The following is a 14,868-nucleotide window of genomic DNA, read 5'->3' as shown; positions in this document are numbered from 1 at the left end:
TTGAAATTATCTTTATTCATTTGAACATTGTTTGAAATTTACAAACCTCGTCAAAACTTTTGACGAGGTGTTTTTTATGTGGAGAAAACGGGCGCTTGGATGGCTGTTCATTTGTATAACTGGTTTGCTGCTGCTTTTAATCCGTCTAATGCAAATCCAATTAATTGAGACCGAAACTTTTTCAAAACATAATGTGAATTTACTCGAAGAAAGTGTCAAACAAAGAACCCAAGAGCTGGTAATCGATAATGGCAGAGGGAACTTTCTTGACCGTAACGGGGATATGCTGACGCATAAAAAGGTGTCCGTTCTTGTCCTATTTCCGTTTTTGAAAAAAATCGACTGGGAGATTGAAATGGTGTCGGATATTTCCGGGATACCGGTTCAAATACTGCAAACAGCAGTAGCAGGGGCAAAAAAGCCGTTCGCTTTTGGCGATCCGGAACCGCGTGAGTTGACCGCTTCACAAATGGAACGAATCAATGACTTGAAAATACCTGGTGTGTTTGCCATTGAAAAAAAGTTTGAACGTTCTGATATACCTGCGGAACAGTTACTTGGTCTGACAGGTGAAAACCCGCAAGAATTAAAGAAACGTTACCCGAATAAAGAACTCTCGGAGAAAACACTCCTAGGTGTCTCCGGGCTTGAAGAAAGCTTTGATGAATTCCTGCTCCCTGAAGGAAAATCAAAGCTTGTTTACCATGTAGATGGCGGCGGTGCACCGCTGTTCGGAATCAATGTCAAGTATGTCGACCCGGCGAACCCGTTTTATCCTGTAAATGTGCGGACATCGATTGATAAAAGCCTCCAGCTAAAAGCGGAGGATTTAGTCGATAAGTATCAGATAAAAAAAGGCGGTTTAGTGCTTCTTGATATTGAGGACAATAGCGTACTCGCAATGGTGTCACGGCCAATGATGAATAAAAAGGACCCTTATAGCAGCGCAGGAATTACCAATCGGATGTTAAAACAGCAGATTATCGGTTCAGTGTTTAAAACCGTTGTTGCCGCGGCAGCCATCGATCATAATCTTGCCGACCCCGCCCGGCTTTTTGATTGCAGTAAAAAAATTAACGGGAAGCCGGAACTAACCTACGATTATGGAATGCTGGATTTTACCTATAGCTTTGCAAGAAGCTGCAATCGGACGTTTGGCGAGCTGGCAAGAGAGCTGCAAACAACAGACTCTCACATGTTAGAGGACTATGCCTCTAAATTATCACTGACAGGCACTAACGGCTGGCAGGGGGATGTTTATCATACAAGCAATTTCAAGCAGCTTGCTGGCGAAGATAATGGCAGGGTGTTTTTGACAGATGAAGCCCGAAAAGATGCAAATTTTGTGGCGATGTCGGGAATTGGTCAGAATGAAGTGCGTGCGACACCATTAGCAGTCGCCAATATGATGGCGACGATTGCCAGAGGTGGTAAAAAAGAGATGGTCAGGGCTGTTTCGAAAATTGAGTATAAAAACGGGACAACGATGGTTGATTTTCCCGAGCAAAGTATAAAGGGAGAAACTATTTCTCCTTATACCGCTATGAAGCTGCAGAAGCTACTCCGTGAAGTTGTGCTTAACCCCAATGGCACGGGAAGATGGTTTAAGGATTTGCCATACGATGTCGCAGGAAAATCGGGTACCGCGGAAACAGGGAAATATGAAGATGGCAAACAATTGCATAATAAATGGTTTGCCGGCTATTTTCCTTACCAACATCCTAAATATGCGTTAGTGGCTGTTAACCTGGATGTGCTGGATTCGGAAGGCGGGGTTAATTTGTTATTTGCTGATATGGTCAAGATGCTGTATGAAAATGATCATGGAAAGGGACAGTGAAAAAGGTTTTCCCTTCAAGTTCTCTGCAAATCATGTTAGAATATTGAGAGCCTTATGTTTAGGAGTGATATAGTTGAGTAATGATTTTAATTCTAATTCGCGTTCTGGATACCGTGCGAAAAGAAAAAAGACGAATATCGTATTAAATGGTTTAATAATCGTTGTGCTCCTGTTAATTATTTTTGTCGCATACAATATTTTTGCATCAGGGAATGACAAGGCAGCACCAAAGAAGGAAAGCCCAAAAACAGCGCAAAATGATACGGAACATAAAGAGGTTAAGGATAAGAAAAAAGATGAGGACGTTAAAAAAGAAGAGGACACCAAAAAGGATGACAGCTCATCTGATGATACTACGGCGGGCGACCAACCGAGTGAGGAAACAACCACACCAGAAAAGCCGGATGATTCGCAGGCCGTCGTGTCAGGTGGGGGCACCTCTTCCAATGTGCTAAAAACAATCGAAAATCCGAGCTGGAAGCCCGTTGGAACATCGCAAACAGGTAATCATACCCCAGTTTATAGCGGAACAGATTGGGAAGAGATGAAGAATGCTATCTCCTATGCAACCGGATTAGACCCAAGCAACATGACGGTTTTTTGGCTGGGCAGTGACAAATCAACCACCAACGCATCAATCGGAACCGTCCACTCCAAGGATAAAACACAAAAATATAAAGTTTATATTAAATGGGTCGACGGCCAAGGCTGGATGCCAACCAAAGTCGAAGAACTAGCAGAACTACAAAGGTAATGGGACATGGGGACAGGCCTCTGTCCCTATTTCTTTTTAAAATGAACTACAGCTGTAAAGTAGGTTTGTCCGTTTTCGTTGACGTGCATTTGGTGGGAGACAGAATGTACCCCAAGCAAGATAGCTCTATTTTCATCAATTTGTGCTTCAATCTTTTTCTGCAAGGTTTTAAGATTATTGGCTTCGAAAAATTCCACTTTATCCTCAAATAAGTCAAATTGAAAATTCATCTAAATCATCCTTTCCATAATTCCATTTTAGTTATTTCCTTCACTCCTAGCAACGTGATTGTTTAAAAGTTTTGGGACAAAGTGCCTGTCCCCTTGTCCCAAAGTGTGAAGTGTGATAACATTGTTTTGAATTAATTCATAGTATACTCATAGGAATTATGCGTTTATATATGGAGGCTGATTTTATGGGCAGAGAATTTTTAGACATTTTTGATCAATGGGCTGATTCTTACGATGATACGGTCATTGGTCATGATATAGAATATAAAGAAGTATTTTCAAAGTATGAGCAAATATTAGCTGCCGTTGCTGACCGTTCCAGTGGTCATGTAGTGGAATTTGGTGTGGGAACAGGCAATTTGACACAAAAGCTGTTGGCAAGAGGGCTAAGAGTGACCGGAATTGAACCTTCTCCTCCGATGAGGAAAATTGCTGAAGCAAAGCTTGACAATAAAGCAGTCCTTCTTGATGGTGATTTTCTTCAGTTTCCAAAGGTAAACAATATTGATACCTTTGTCAGCACGTACGCCTTCCACCATCTCACCGATGATGAAAAAGCAAACGCTATTAATCACTATGGCAGCCTGCTTTCAAAAGGTGGTAGAATAGTGTTTGCGGATACGATGTTTGAATCCGCGGCAGATTATAATCATGCGATCGTAAAAGCAAAACATCAAGGCTATCTTAACCTGGCAAAAGATTTGGAAACTGAATATTATACAACGATTCCGTTTTTAACAAATATCTTAGAAGAAAACCGTTTTAGTGTTACCTTTACACGATTTAACGATTTTGTCTGGTTATTGGATGCCGTAAAACAGTAGAAAGAGGTCAAATTATGAAAATCGCCATCATCGGAGCAATGGAAGAAGAAGTTAAATTACTAAGAGAAAATATTGACAATCAAACACAAGAAACAGTAGCAGGATGCGAATTTACGTTTGGAACCATGCATGGTGCGGAAGTGATTCTCCTCCGTTCAGGAATTGGCAAAGTCAATGCCGCCATGTCGACGACGATCCTGCTTGAAAAATATAAGCCTGATTGCATTATCAACACCGGTTCAGCAGGGGGCTTCAATCCAGCACTTAATGTCGGAGATGCTGTAATTTCAACGGAGGTTCGTCATCATGACGTCGATGTAACTGCATTTGGCTATGAATATGGTCAAGTTCCACAGCTTCCGGCAGCCTTTGTAGCCGATGAAAAATTAATGGCAGTTGCAGAGGCAGCGGCAAATGAATTGGAAAACTTCCAAATCGTGAAGGGCTTGATTGTTACCGGAGATTCTTTCATGGAGGACCCAGTCCGTGTTGATTTCGTCCGTTCCAAATTTACGGAGTTACAAGCAGTTGAAATGGAGGCTGCGGCCATCGCGCAAGTAGCTCATCGCTTTGGCGTTCCTTTCGTGATTATTCGTTCGCTTTCTGATATTGCCGGAAAGGAATCCGAACTTTCGTTTGATCAGTTTATTGATAAAGCAGCAACTAATTCTGCTACATTGGTAATGAAAATGGTAGCAGCCTTACGTTAGGTTAACAGGGGTGGAGAAATGAAGGTCTACAAAAATGTTCATGAATTAATTGGCCACACACCAATCGTTGAAATTACTCAGTTTTCATTGCCTGAGGGTGTTCGTATTTTTGCCAAATTGGAGTTCATGAATCCAGGGGGAAGTGTCAAAGACAGGCTCGGAATTGAACTGTTGCGTGAGGCCTTTTCGAGCGGTAATCTTCGTACGGGAGGTACGGTAATTGAGCCGACTGCCGGAAATACCGGGATTGGCTTGGCGCTTGCAGCCATCAATAAAGGGGTACAGGTAATTTTTTGCATACCGGAAAAATTCAGTATGGAAAAGCAGGAAATCATGAAAGCGCTTGGGGCGAAAATCGTTCATACACCAACGGAGTTAGGAATTAAAGGAGCGATTGCTAAAGCAGAAGCGATGCTTACAGAAATTCCCGGTTCTTACTGTCCACAGCAATTCGCCAATCCGGCTAATCCCGAGACATATTATAAAACATTAGGACCTGAGCTCTGGGATCAACTTGATGGTGAGTTAGACGTTTTCGTTTCAGGAGCAGGTTCAGGTGGTACATTCATGGGAACTGCCCGTTTTTTGAAAGAACAACAGAAACAAATAAAAACGGTCATTGTCGAGCCAGAAGGTTCGATTTTAAATGGCGGCGAACCTGGCCCACATAAAATAGAGGGAATTGGCATGGAGTTTTTGCCACCGTTTATGGAGCCTGTCTATTTTGATGCGATTCACACCGTTACCGACGAGAATGCCTTTCACCTCGTCAAGGAATTAGCGGCTAAAGAGGGGCTGCTTGTCGGCAGTTCTTCTGGAGCAGCCCTTTATGCTGCGATCAAAGAGGCGGAAATAGCTAAGGCTGGCACCAACATCGTTGTTGTTTTTCCAGACGGCAGTGAACGATATTTAAGCAAAAAAATCTTTGAGGGGGGAATTTAGGATGAGAAGAAAAACGAAATTGATTCATGGCGGCATTAGTGAAGATCCAGCAACAGGAGCGGTTTCTTTTCCGATTTATCAAGTAAGTACGTATAAGCAGGAGGGTGTCGGCGGACACAAAGGGTTCGAATACTCGCGCACCGGCAATCCGACGAGGAACGCACTAGAAGAACTGATTAAAGATCTTGAGGGCGGCGAAGCTGGATTTGCATTTGGCTCCGGGATGGCGGCGATGACGGCTGTTATGATGCTATTTAACAGCGGTGATCACGTTATTTTGACGGATGATGTATACGGCGGCTCATTTCGTGTCATGACGAAGGTATTGAATCGTCTAGGAATTGACTCCACCTTTGTTGATACAACCGACTTAGAGAATATTAAAAATGAAATTAGACCAAATACAAAGGCAATTCATTTAGAAACACCAACCAACCCGTTATTAAAGATTACAGATATTCAGGCAGTCGCAAAGCTTGCGAAAGAGCATAATCTGCTGACAATCGTAGATAACACATTCTCTACGCCATATTGGCAAAATCCGATTGAGCTTGGTGCTGATATTGTCCTTCATAGTGCAACAAAATACCTTGGGGGCCATAGCGATGTTGTTGCAGGGTTAGCGGTTGTAAATAGCAGGGAACTGGCTGAAGACCTTCATTTTATTCAAAATTCCACTGGAGGTATATTGGGGCCGCAAGATTCATGGCTGTTAATTCGTGGAATGCGGACATTGGGGATTCGCTTGGAAGAAATGGAAGCCAATACAGCGGCGATTGTGGCATTCTTAGAAGGCCATTCAGCAGTGAAAAAGGTATTCTATCCAGGTCTGGAAACACACCCGAACCATGAGTTAGCTAAGCAGCAAACAAGAGGCTTCGGCGGCATGGTTTCCTTCGATGTAGGCAGTGCAGAAAATGCAGACCGCTTGTTAAGTAAAGTGAAATATTTTACGTTAGCTGAAAGCCTCGGTGCAGTCGAAAGCTTGATTTCTGTTCCGGCAAGAATGACCCATGCCTCGATTCCGGCAGAACGGCGGGCAGAATTAGGCATCACAGATGGCTTAGTCCGTATCTCCGTAGGTCTTGAGGATATTGAAGATCTACTTGAGGATTTAACCCAAGCGTTAGAATAGGAAAAAAAAGGGTGTCAGGCACCATGTGAAAAATTCACATGGTGCCTGACACCTTTTATGTTTTAGGGGCTTTTTCATTATTTTCTAAAAAAATGGGGGAAAAAGGTTTACAAAGTATCGATGTGTGGATATAATTACCCTTGTAAGTAAAAAATTCCAAAAGGAGGTCGAAGAAAATGATTTTAGTAACAATTGCATCTGGCGCTGCCATGAAAACTGTATATTTGAATATCACGCATTCGACCAGACTGGAATGGATTGCTTAACAATTTGTTACAATACATATCCATGCCGCAGGGAGAATGACGCCTTGCGGTATTTTTGTGTCCAAAAATGACCGGCCGCAAGGGGACTCTTTTCTTCTTGCGGCCTTTTTGTGCCCTTTTTACACGCAAAATGGATATGGCTTGCATAAATTGTAAATGTTGCTGAACCGAAATACTAAAGAAAATCTGTTAAAGGAGGTGGCAGGTATGACCCTAAATATATTCTTTTTCTCGATTACCATTAAAAAACGTCAAGCAAGCCTTGTAGATGCTGTTCAAAATGAACTTGCTGAAAATCTTTTTGAGCAAAACAGAGACCGTCAAATTTCCGTACATCATTTCATGTAATCGGAGCTTTATCGAAAGGAAGTGATTCAAAATGACTTTAAATATATTCTTTTTCTCGATCACCTTTAAAAAACGAGAAGTAAGCATTCAAGAGGCAGCTCAACAAGAAATGGTTGAGAAACTGTATGAACAAAACAAAGACCGCCAAATTTCCATGCAACATTTCATGTATTAATGCTTTAAGTAAAGGAAGTGAATCAAAATGACTCTTAATATCTTCTTTTTAACAATTACGATTAATAAACGTAAAATGAACATTCAAGAAGCTGCACACCAAGAAATGGTTGAAAGGCTTTATGAACAAAACAAAGATCGTCAAGTCTCGATGTACCGCTACATGTAAGGATTTTAAAATTTGCTAAAAAGAAAGGTGGTTTTTAATATGTTGTTTTTTCTAATGCAAGGTCGGGGTGCTAGCCTCTGGGATTCGAAGGATACCACCTAGTAAAGTAAGTTGAATAGGAGGTAAAAAACATGCCGCTGCATATTTTATTTTTATCGCTTATCTTTAAAGGAAAATCTAAAAAATAGGCTGTGTTAAAGAACATTGTTGATTTTGAGCACAATGTTGATTGGAGTGGAAGGCGCGAGACTCCTGCGGGAGTAGCGGGACAGGTGAGACCCCGCAGGCGCTTTAGCGCCGAGGAGGCTCATCGCCCGCTCCGCGGAAAGCGAAGCGCCTGGAACGGAAATCAACATTCACTTTTAACACAGCCAAAAAATAAAAATGTTTGTTAACAAAATGTTCACTTTTCCCTAAGGTTGCTACTGTCAAAATATGATAAATTCAAAGTAGAAGTAGCAGGATAAACCTAAGGGGTGGAGAATATGTTCATGGTTGTGATGGCTTTAATTATCACTGGGGCGATTGGCTGCGTAATTATTTCTGAAATAACAGTAGAATAAACACAAATAAAAAAGCATCGGCCATTTTAACACGGCCGATGCTTTTAAATGTTTAGTATTTATCGTTCGTTAATTCTAAGAATTCATCAATATCATCTAGACAGATGTGGACTGCTTTTTCCCAGAAGTCTTTTTGGGTTAGATCCACTTGTAAGTGTTTTTCTGCCAGGTTCTCTACTGTCATTGATGCCGTATCACGCAATAGAGCCATGTATTTTTCTTCATAGCCTTTTCCTTCCTCTAATGCCTTGGCATAAATACCGAGGGAGAAAAGATAGCCGAAGGTATATGGGAAGTTATAGAATGGAACACCGGTAATAAAGAAATGCAGCTTCGATGCCCAGAATAATGGATGATATTCCTCTAAAGCGCCGCAATAAGCTTCCTTCTGCGCCTCAAGCATCAATTCATTCAATTTTTCTACAGATACAGTGCCAAGTTTTCTTTCCTCATAAAAACGTGTTTCAAACAAGAACCGGGCGTGAATATTCATTAAAAGGGCGACGGTTCTTTGAATTTTATCATCTAAAAGAACGAGTTTTTCTTCTTCATCCTTAGCATTTTTTACGGCTGCATCAGCGACAATCATTTCCGCAAAAGTTGATGCAGTTTCGGCGACGTTCATCGCATAATTACAGTTAAGGAACGGGACATCTCTCATCGCAAAAGAATGAAACGCATGCCCAAGCTCATGTGCGAGTGTAGATACATTGGATGGTGTCCCGGAGTATGTCATAAAGATGCGCGATTGTTTACTCTCAGGTAAACCGGTACAGAATCCTCCTGGTGCTTTTCCAGTGCGATCCTCTGCCTCAATCCACTGCTCCTCAAACGCATTCTTTGTAAAAGCAGCCATTTTTTCGCCAAACAGTGCAAAGTTCTGTTCGATAAATTCGGCGCCTTCTTGATAAGATACCTTTGATTCTGTATTACCATATGGTGCATCTAAATCAAACCAGCTCATCTTTTCAAGCCCCAAGAGCTTTGCTTTCCGCTCTAAATATTGAACAAGCTTCTGCTTATTTTCAGAAATGACGGCCCACATTGTTTCAAGCGTTTCCTTCTCCATCCGGTTAATGCTGAGCGCCTCCTTCAAGACGTCTTCCCAGCCTCTTTTTTTATAGACATTCAACCGAAATCCGGACAGATGATTTAACGTTTTTGCTAGGAAGTCTTTCTGTTCCCCCCAAGCTTTTTCCCAATTTTTAAAAACAGCTGAACGGACGTCGCGGTCAGAACTGGAGAATTTGTTGGAAGCTTGACCTACTGACAGCTGTTTCTCCTCACCATTTTCATTAAATGAAACTTTGATTTTGCTGACAATTAAGTCATATAGTTGTCCCCAGCTGTGATAGCCGTCCACTTCAAGAGCGCTGATTAAGGCTTCTTCCTCTTTAGAGAGCTTCTCCTTGGCTTTTTCGCGGCTTTCTGTTAACACGAAGGCGAGCTCCTTTAAAGGTTCTGCTGTTACAAGCTGCTGCCAAACAACGTCATCAATCGATGTAAACAGATTATCTAATGAACCTAGTGCTGTTTGGAAGCCAGCGCCTAAACTGGTGATTTTCGCATCAAGAGAATAAGCCTTTTTATCTTCGGTATTTTGCGCCAGTAAACAGCCGACAAAGGCTCCCGCCTGAAACAATTTCTTTGCGGCGACTTCCAAATCCGCTAGTAACTCTTGCAAGTAATTGGCGTCCTCAAGTGAATTAATCGGTGTCCAGTTGTTCACTTTTGCTTCAAAATTTTGAATTAGGTCTTCGGTTTGAATAAGGTGTTCCTGTAACTCAGGAGAATCGCTTCCACCTTTAAAAAAAACGTCTAGATCCCAAACTTCTGAATATGTAGTGGCTGTCATTCAGTGTACCCCCTTTTTAATGTACTATTTTATTATAATGTAACCTTTCGAAAAATTCTATATTTTACGGTTTCCGAAATAAAGAGGCTTATGCAGAAGTGCATAAGCCGCAAAAGTTCTTAATAAAAACTGGCATACCACCACCAGGCTCCGAAGATAAACAATAGAATAAAGAGAACGATTATGACTGCAATCCATATACCGGCACTGAGGGCATATGGAGCAGGATAAGCTGGGTAAGCAGGATAGGGTGCTGGACAACCGAAAGAATTTGGATAACCGTAAGTCATCAGGATTCCCTCCTTTATCCATTTATTACAGGGTATGTGCCTGGTTAATTACTTGTATAGGCAGGTGTTTACCTGATGCAATTATTTGACAACCGGACGGGGATTGAGGTATAAGTGGATGGATAACTTCGATTGTCTATGGTGGTGTGAAACGCCATATATGTTTTTAGGGGGAAAAATAGTGAAGCTTCAACTGAAACTAATGATAGCGATTCTTTCAGGAATATTATTAATCGCCTCAGGCTGCTCAAATAAAAGTGGAGAAACCAAAAAAACTAATCAAGAAAATAAGGCTGAATCAAATGCAAATTTTGAAATTGTCGAGGCAAAATCGTTTAAGGTAAAAAATATTCGCGGGATTGGCTATCCAGGCAATGACAATGCGCTTTATCTGGTGGCAAATGACGGATTGAAAATGTACAGTGATGGAAAGTGGACCAAAACAACAACGAATCAACATGATTATATTGGTTTCCAAGCGCTTGAAACAGGTTTTCTATCGAGTGGACATCCGCAAAAAGGGACAGACTTTTCAGACCCATTAGGTTTAGTCCAAAGTACTGATAAGGGGAAAACACTAAAAAAATTAGCACTCTATGGCAAAACGAATTTTCATTTCATCGCGTCTAGTTTTTCTGGCAACGGGCTGTATGTGATTAGTGAACAGCCGAATGATGCCTTAAGCTTAGGCGTGAATTACTCAACCGATAACGGCGGCACATGGAAAAAGAGTGTCTTTAAGGATTTCAACGCGGATTCACTGGGAATGATGGCCGTGCACCCGAACAATGGTGCGATAATGGCCATGTCTACAAGGTCAGGGATTTATTATTCAACTGATAACGGAAACACAATGAAGCTGATAACCGACCCAATTATGGTTACCGCGCTCACGTTTATCGGAGATTCCATTCTATTTTCCAGTGTGGAAAATGAACAAATCTTATTAAAGACGCTAAATCCTGCATCGGGAGATCAGACGAGGATCGCCTTTCCGTATTTGGACTATGATAATCCGATTACTTACTTAACAGTTAATCCAAAAAACACGAATCAAATGGCATTCACTACTTATAAAAATGATCTATATGAATCCATTGATGGCGGAAAAAAATGGAGCAATCTTCTTTCCGGCGGCATAAAAGAGCAGGAGTAATCTCCAGCTCTTTTTATTTTTACCCTTTTTTCTTCCTTTCCTTCTCGGCGCGATAAAATTCGTGGAACATTTTCATTAGGGCCCGCTTTTCAATTCTTGAAACATAGCTTCTTGATATCCCGAGTTCTTTGGCAATTTCCCGTTGTGTTTTTTCTTTTTGCAAATCGAGGCCAAAGCGGCCAATTATGACTTCTTTTTCCCGAGTATCAAGTACTTCGATATATTTTTTAATTTTCTCCAGTTCCATGTTAAGCTGGATGGTATCAATGACATCTTCAGATTCTGATTTAAGGACATCAATAAGCGATATTTCATTCCCCTCTTTATCCTGGCCTATCGGGTCATGCAGGGAAACATCCTTTTTCGTTTTCTTAAGCGCGCGCAAGTGCATCAGGATTTCATTTTCGATACATCGTGCGGCATAGGTGGCAAGCTTAGTGCCTTTTCCTTCAGAGTAACTCTCAATCGCTTTGATTAAACCGATGGTTCCAATTGAGATTAAATCCTCGGAATCCTCGCCGGTATTTTCGAATTTTTTCACGATATGAGCAACGAGTCGCAGATTGTGTTCAATTAGCATATTACGGGCATGCGAATCCCCTTCTGCCATTAACCGTAAGTATTTTCTTTCTTCTCCAGCAGATAGGGGTTGCGGAAAGGCATTATTCTTTACATAGGAAACAAGGAAAAGGAATTCTTTTACTAAATAACCGAGAGCTGTTAAAATTCCAGACATTAGATACCCACCCCCGTCTTTTAAGGCCAACGCCTATTAATAATTCCTATGAAAAAAACGGGAAATTGTGTCTGTCCAGAAAATTTTATTTAAGAATGCAAAAAAAAATGACCATCGATATCTCGCGTAAGCAGGTCATTTTTCTTTTCATTTTATACTTTTTTTAGTTTAAAGGAACTAACCATTAGGAATGATAGAATGATAATAATGAATAAGAACGTTTGGGATGGAACGTATGGAATGGCCAAGAAGCTTAGGGTTGCCAAACACCCGGCTGCGGTAATCGGTAAACCGGTAAAATATCCATTGCTTTCGGTAATATTGAACCTCGCTAATCTGAATGCGCCACAGCCGATGTAAAAAACTGTGAAAAATGATCCAGGTCCGCCAAATTCATTTAAAATTCCTTGGTATAGTAATAGTGCTGGTGCCACTCCAAATGATATAATATCACTCATGGAATCTAATTGCTTGCCAAGTTCTGATTCGATATTAAACTTTCGGGCAATCATTCCGTCGAACCGGTCTGCTAAGGCGGCAATAAAAATGAGCAGCAGGCTTAGTCTTAAATTCCCATTAAGTCCAAACACAATCGCAAATCCGCCTAAAGATAAATTTGCTAAGGTTATCACATTGGCTGTTTGCGATTTAAGCTTTTTAATGGTCTGATCAAATACATCCAATAAAAACATTTTTCTCACCACTCCTTTCTTTAGCCAAAAGGGAATATATTTCCTTGTTTAATCTTATTTAATTCTAAGACTTTTATGTCATTTCGTAAAGAGTATTTTTACACTATTTGGGGGTCTTTCAATGTTACAAACTGTTTATCGTCTTTTGATTGAGTTAACGAATGGAAGGTGGACATCCGTTGTTCTAAAGGGATTTGCCCGTTCGCGGCTCAGTCGATTCATCGTACCTTCTTTTGCAAAAGTTTATCATTTGAACCAAGAAGAAATGGAGAAAGGCTTGTCTGAATATCCCACGCTTCACGATTTATTTATTAGGACGTTAAAAAAAGAAGCACGCGTAATCGATCAAACAGATCATTCTGTTGTTAGTCCGGTAGATGCGGTTATCGAAGATGTGGGTCATATAAGAGAAACTAGTGAAATTGTTGTAAAAGAAAAGACCTATTCCATTGAAGAAATGCTTGGAAATCAGGAATTGTTAACAAAGTATTTAAATGGTACATACATGATTCTTTATTTAAGCCCAAGTCATTATCATCGAATTCATAGTCCCGTAGATGGCGATGTTACTAAGCAGTGGACGCTGGGAAGGAAATCGTATCCAGTTAATAAATGGGGGGTAAAGTACGGAGTTAGAACGCTGGCAAAGAATTACCGTGTCATGACGGAAGTGAAAACGGAGTTTGGACATGTAACCATTGTCAAGGTTGGCGCCATGTTTGTTAATTCCATTGAAACAACACATACGGGGACGAAATTGGAAAAGGGCAGTGAAATGGCCTATTTTAGTTTTGGGTCGACAGTCGTTTTATTATTCGAAAAAAATATTTTCCAAATAGATCCAGCTATTCAAACCCCAAAAGAAATCAGAGTTGGAGAAAAGATTGGTTTCTTAAAGAAATAGCTGTGTTAAAGCACATTGTTGATTTTGAGCACAATGTTGATTGGAGTGGAAGGCGCGAGACTCCTGCGGGAGCAGCGGGACAGGTGAGACCCCGCTTATCTCTTAGCGCCGAGGAGGCTCACCGCCCGCCCCGCGGAAAGCGAAGCGCCTGGAACGGAAATCAACATTCACTTTTAACACAGCCAAAGAAATAAATGGCAAAAAGAAAAGCCCTTAAAGGGCAAGGTAAGAAGATTATGAAGACCGCTTAATTTTATTGAATAAAGACCGCCGTTGAATTTCGGTTTCAATGAGACCAATAAACTCTGGGCTTAAATTAAGCTCTCTTGCTTTAAAATAGGACTCAATTAATAATTCATCTGACAGTTTCCGCATGTCAGAATTCACCTCCAATTAGAAATAAATGGTGCTATTTGCTGAAATGTTATCATATAGTAGTACGTTCAATTGGTGTACCCTAAATCTACCAAATTTAATCCTAGAGAACAATCGTTCCAATTATCCACAGGTTCTAGTGGATAACTTGTGATTAAATTGTTTGTAAAGTTAGAAAATGTAAATGATTCAATGGGTATAATGTTAATAAGGTTATCCACAGGTCATGAAGAAGTAGATGTTTGTCGAAAAATATTTTTTGCTTTTCATAAAACTGTCATTTTCTTTCGCTTTTCTTTGAAACAAAGGGTGAAATTAGTTATGATGTTACAAGTAAGTGACTCTTTCTAAGAGTCGATTTTATTTAGAATTAATGAGGTGTTAGCTTAGTGTTAAAACAATTTTTACCGAATGAACATGTAAAAAGCATTTTGGATATATCTCCTGCAGAATTAAAACGAAGAGGCATTAAAGGGATCATTACCGATTTGGATAATACGTTAGTAGAATGGGACCGCCCCAATGCCACCCCTGCATTGATTGAATGGTTTGATGAAATAAAAAAACATAATATTCTCGTCACGATTGTTTCTAATAATAATGAAGTAAGAGTGAAGGCTTTTTCTGACCCTCTTCAAATCCCGTTTATTTTTCGGGCACGAAAGCCGATGTCGGTTGCTTTTCATAAAGCAATTTCAGAAATGGGAATTAACAAAGAAGAGGCCGTTGTCATTGGGGACCAATTATTAACCGATGTACTAGGTGGGAACCGGGGTGGTTTTCATACCATTCTTGTTGTCCCTGTAGCGCAAACGGATGGCTTCTGGACAAAATTTAATCGCTTTGCGGAACGAAGAATCTTAAACTGGTTCCGCAAAAAAGGCATGCTGCAATGGGAGGATTAA

The 14,868-nt window shown here is 40.7% G+C and carries 18 protein-coding genes; 12 read left to right on the top strand and 6 right to left on the bottom strand.

Annotated elements, in window-relative coordinates:
- Positions 1-76: 76 nt before the first annotated feature.
- Entirely contained in the window at positions 77-1,840 is a 1,764-nt protein-coding gene (locus ACFVSW_RS11135; RefSeq protein ID WP_387315763.1) for a peptidoglycan D,D-transpeptidase FtsI family protein, read from the top strand.
- A 73-nt stretch (positions 1,841-1,913) separates the two neighbouring features.
- The gene (locus tag ACFVSW_RS11130) at positions 1,914-2,594 is read left to right on the top strand and encodes a YrrS family protein (RefSeq protein WP_387315761.1); all 681 of its coding nucleotides are present in this window, start codon (positions 1,914-1,916) and stop codon (positions 2,592-2,594) included.
- A gap of 26 nt (positions 2,595-2,620) precedes the next feature.
- Here ACFVSW_RS11130 and ACFVSW_RS11125 read toward each other — a convergent pair whose 3' ends face one another.
- Positions 2,621-2,824: a DUF2536 family protein gene (locus ACFVSW_RS11125; protein ID WP_387315759.1), complete on the bottom strand. Its 204-nt coding sequence runs from the start codon at positions 2,822-2,824 to the stop codon at positions 2,621-2,623.
- 185 nt (positions 2,825-3,009) lie between these two features.
- Here ACFVSW_RS11125 and ACFVSW_RS11120 point away from each other — a divergent pair, with 185 nt between their 5' ends.
- The 7 genes from ACFVSW_RS11120 to ACFVSW_RS11090 all read left to right on the top strand — a co-directional run bounded on the left by ACFVSW_RS11120 (position 3,010) and on the right by ACFVSW_RS11090 (position 7,392).
- Positions 3,010-3,648: a class I SAM-dependent DNA methyltransferase gene (locus ACFVSW_RS11120; RefSeq protein ID WP_387315757.1), complete on the top strand. Its 639-nt coding sequence runs from the start codon at positions 3,010-3,012 to the stop codon at positions 3,646-3,648.
- 14 nt (positions 3,649-3,662) lie between these two features.
- Entirely contained in the window at positions 3,663-4,358 is a 696-nt protein-coding gene (gene mtnN, locus ACFVSW_RS11115; RefSeq protein WP_387315754.1) for a 5'-methylthioadenosine/S-adenosylhomocysteine nucleosidase, read from the top strand.
- 18 nt (positions 4,359-4,376) lie between these two features.
- Positions 4,377-5,300 carry a PLP-dependent cysteine synthase family protein gene (locus tag ACFVSW_RS11110; protein WP_387315752.1) on the top strand — a complete coding sequence of 308 codons (924 nt, stop codon included), beginning with the start codon at positions 4,377-4,379 and terminating at the stop codon, positions 5,298-5,300.
- 1 nt (position 5,301) lies between these two features.
- Positions 5,302-6,435 (top strand): bifunctional cystathionine gamma-lyase/homocysteine desulfhydrase, encoded by a 1,134-nt coding sequence (locus ACFVSW_RS11105; protein ID WP_387315750.1) that lies wholly within the window; start codon positions 5,302-5,304, stop codon positions 6,433-6,435.
- Positions 6,436-6,908: 473 nt separating this feature from the next.
- Complete coding sequence (locus tag ACFVSW_RS11100; protein ID WP_387315748.1) at positions 6,909-7,049, top strand: YrzI family small protein; 141 nt, start codon at positions 6,909-6,911, stop codon at positions 7,047-7,049.
- Between the two features lie 31 nt (positions 7,050-7,080).
- Entirely contained in the window at positions 7,081-7,224 is a 144-nt protein-coding gene (locus ACFVSW_RS11095; RefSeq protein ID WP_387315746.1) for a YrzI family small protein, read from the top strand.
- Between the two features lie 27 nt (positions 7,225-7,251).
- Complete coding sequence (locus tag ACFVSW_RS11090) at positions 7,252-7,392, top strand: YrzI family small protein (RefSeq protein WP_387315744.1); 141 nt, start codon at positions 7,252-7,254, stop codon at positions 7,390-7,392.
- 615 nt (positions 7,393-8,007) lie between these two features.
- Here ACFVSW_RS11090 and ACFVSW_RS11085 read toward each other — a convergent pair.
- Entirely contained in the window at positions 8,008-9,810 is a 1,803-nt protein-coding gene (locus ACFVSW_RS11085; protein WP_387315743.1) for a M3 family oligoendopeptidase, read from the bottom strand.
- A 119-nt stretch (positions 9,811-9,929) separates the two neighbouring features.
- Positions 9,930-10,100 (bottom strand): hypothetical protein, encoded by a 171-nt coding sequence (locus ACFVSW_RS11080; RefSeq protein WP_387315741.1) that lies wholly within the window; start codon positions 10,098-10,100, stop codon positions 9,930-9,932.
- 181 nt (positions 10,101-10,281) lie between these two features.
- Between ACFVSW_RS11080 and ACFVSW_RS11075 the strand changes: the two genes are divergently transcribed.
- The gene (locus ACFVSW_RS11075; RefSeq protein ID WP_387315738.1) at positions 10,282-11,256 is read left to right on the top strand and encodes a F510_1955 family glycosylhydrolase; all 975 of its coding nucleotides are present in this window, start codon (positions 10,282-10,284) and stop codon (positions 11,254-11,256) included.
- 19 nt (positions 11,257-11,275) lie between these two features.
- Here ACFVSW_RS11075 and sigK read toward each other — a convergent pair whose 3' ends face one another.
- Positions 11,276-11,992 carry an RNA polymerase sporulation sigma factor SigK gene (gene sigK, locus ACFVSW_RS11070; RefSeq protein ID WP_387315735.1) on the bottom strand — a complete coding sequence of 239 codons (717 nt, stop codon included), beginning with the start codon at positions 11,990-11,992 and terminating at the stop codon, positions 11,276-11,278.
- Positions 11,993-12,144: 152 nt separating this feature from the next.
- Entirely contained in the window at positions 12,145-12,684 is a 540-nt protein-coding gene (gene pssA, locus ACFVSW_RS11065) for a CDP-diacylglycerol--serine O-phosphatidyltransferase (protein WP_387315732.1), read from the bottom strand.
- A 121-nt stretch (positions 12,685-12,805) separates the two neighbouring features.
- Between pssA and ACFVSW_RS11060 the strand changes: the two genes are divergently transcribed.
- Positions 12,806-13,588: a phosphatidylserine decarboxylase gene (locus tag ACFVSW_RS11060; RefSeq protein ID WP_387315730.1), complete on the top strand. Its 783-nt coding sequence runs from the start codon at positions 12,806-12,808 to the stop codon at positions 13,586-13,588.
- Between the two features lie 234 nt (positions 13,589-13,822).
- On the opposite strand, the gene sda is transcribed toward ACFVSW_RS11060, so the two are convergent.
- On the bottom strand, positions 13,823-13,963 hold the full coding sequence (gene sda, locus ACFVSW_RS11055; protein ID WP_387315728.1) for a sporulation histidine kinase inhibitor Sda: 141 nt from the start codon (positions 13,961-13,963) through the stop codon (positions 13,823-13,825).
- Between the two features lie 389 nt (positions 13,964-14,352).
- On the opposite strand from sda, the gene ACFVSW_RS11050 reads away from it, so the two are divergent.
- Complete coding sequence (locus tag ACFVSW_RS11050; RefSeq protein WP_387315725.1) at positions 14,353-14,868, top strand: YqeG family HAD IIIA-type phosphatase; 516 nt, start codon at positions 14,353-14,355, stop codon at positions 14,866-14,868.

Source organism: Neobacillus sp. NPDC058068, from assembly GCF_042885335.1.
Taxonomy (GTDB): domain Bacteria; phylum Bacillota; class Bacilli; order Bacillales; family Cytobacillaceae; genus Neobacillus.
Note: the sequence above shows the minus strand (reverse complement) of the source record. Positions and strands in the feature narration are given on the sequence as shown.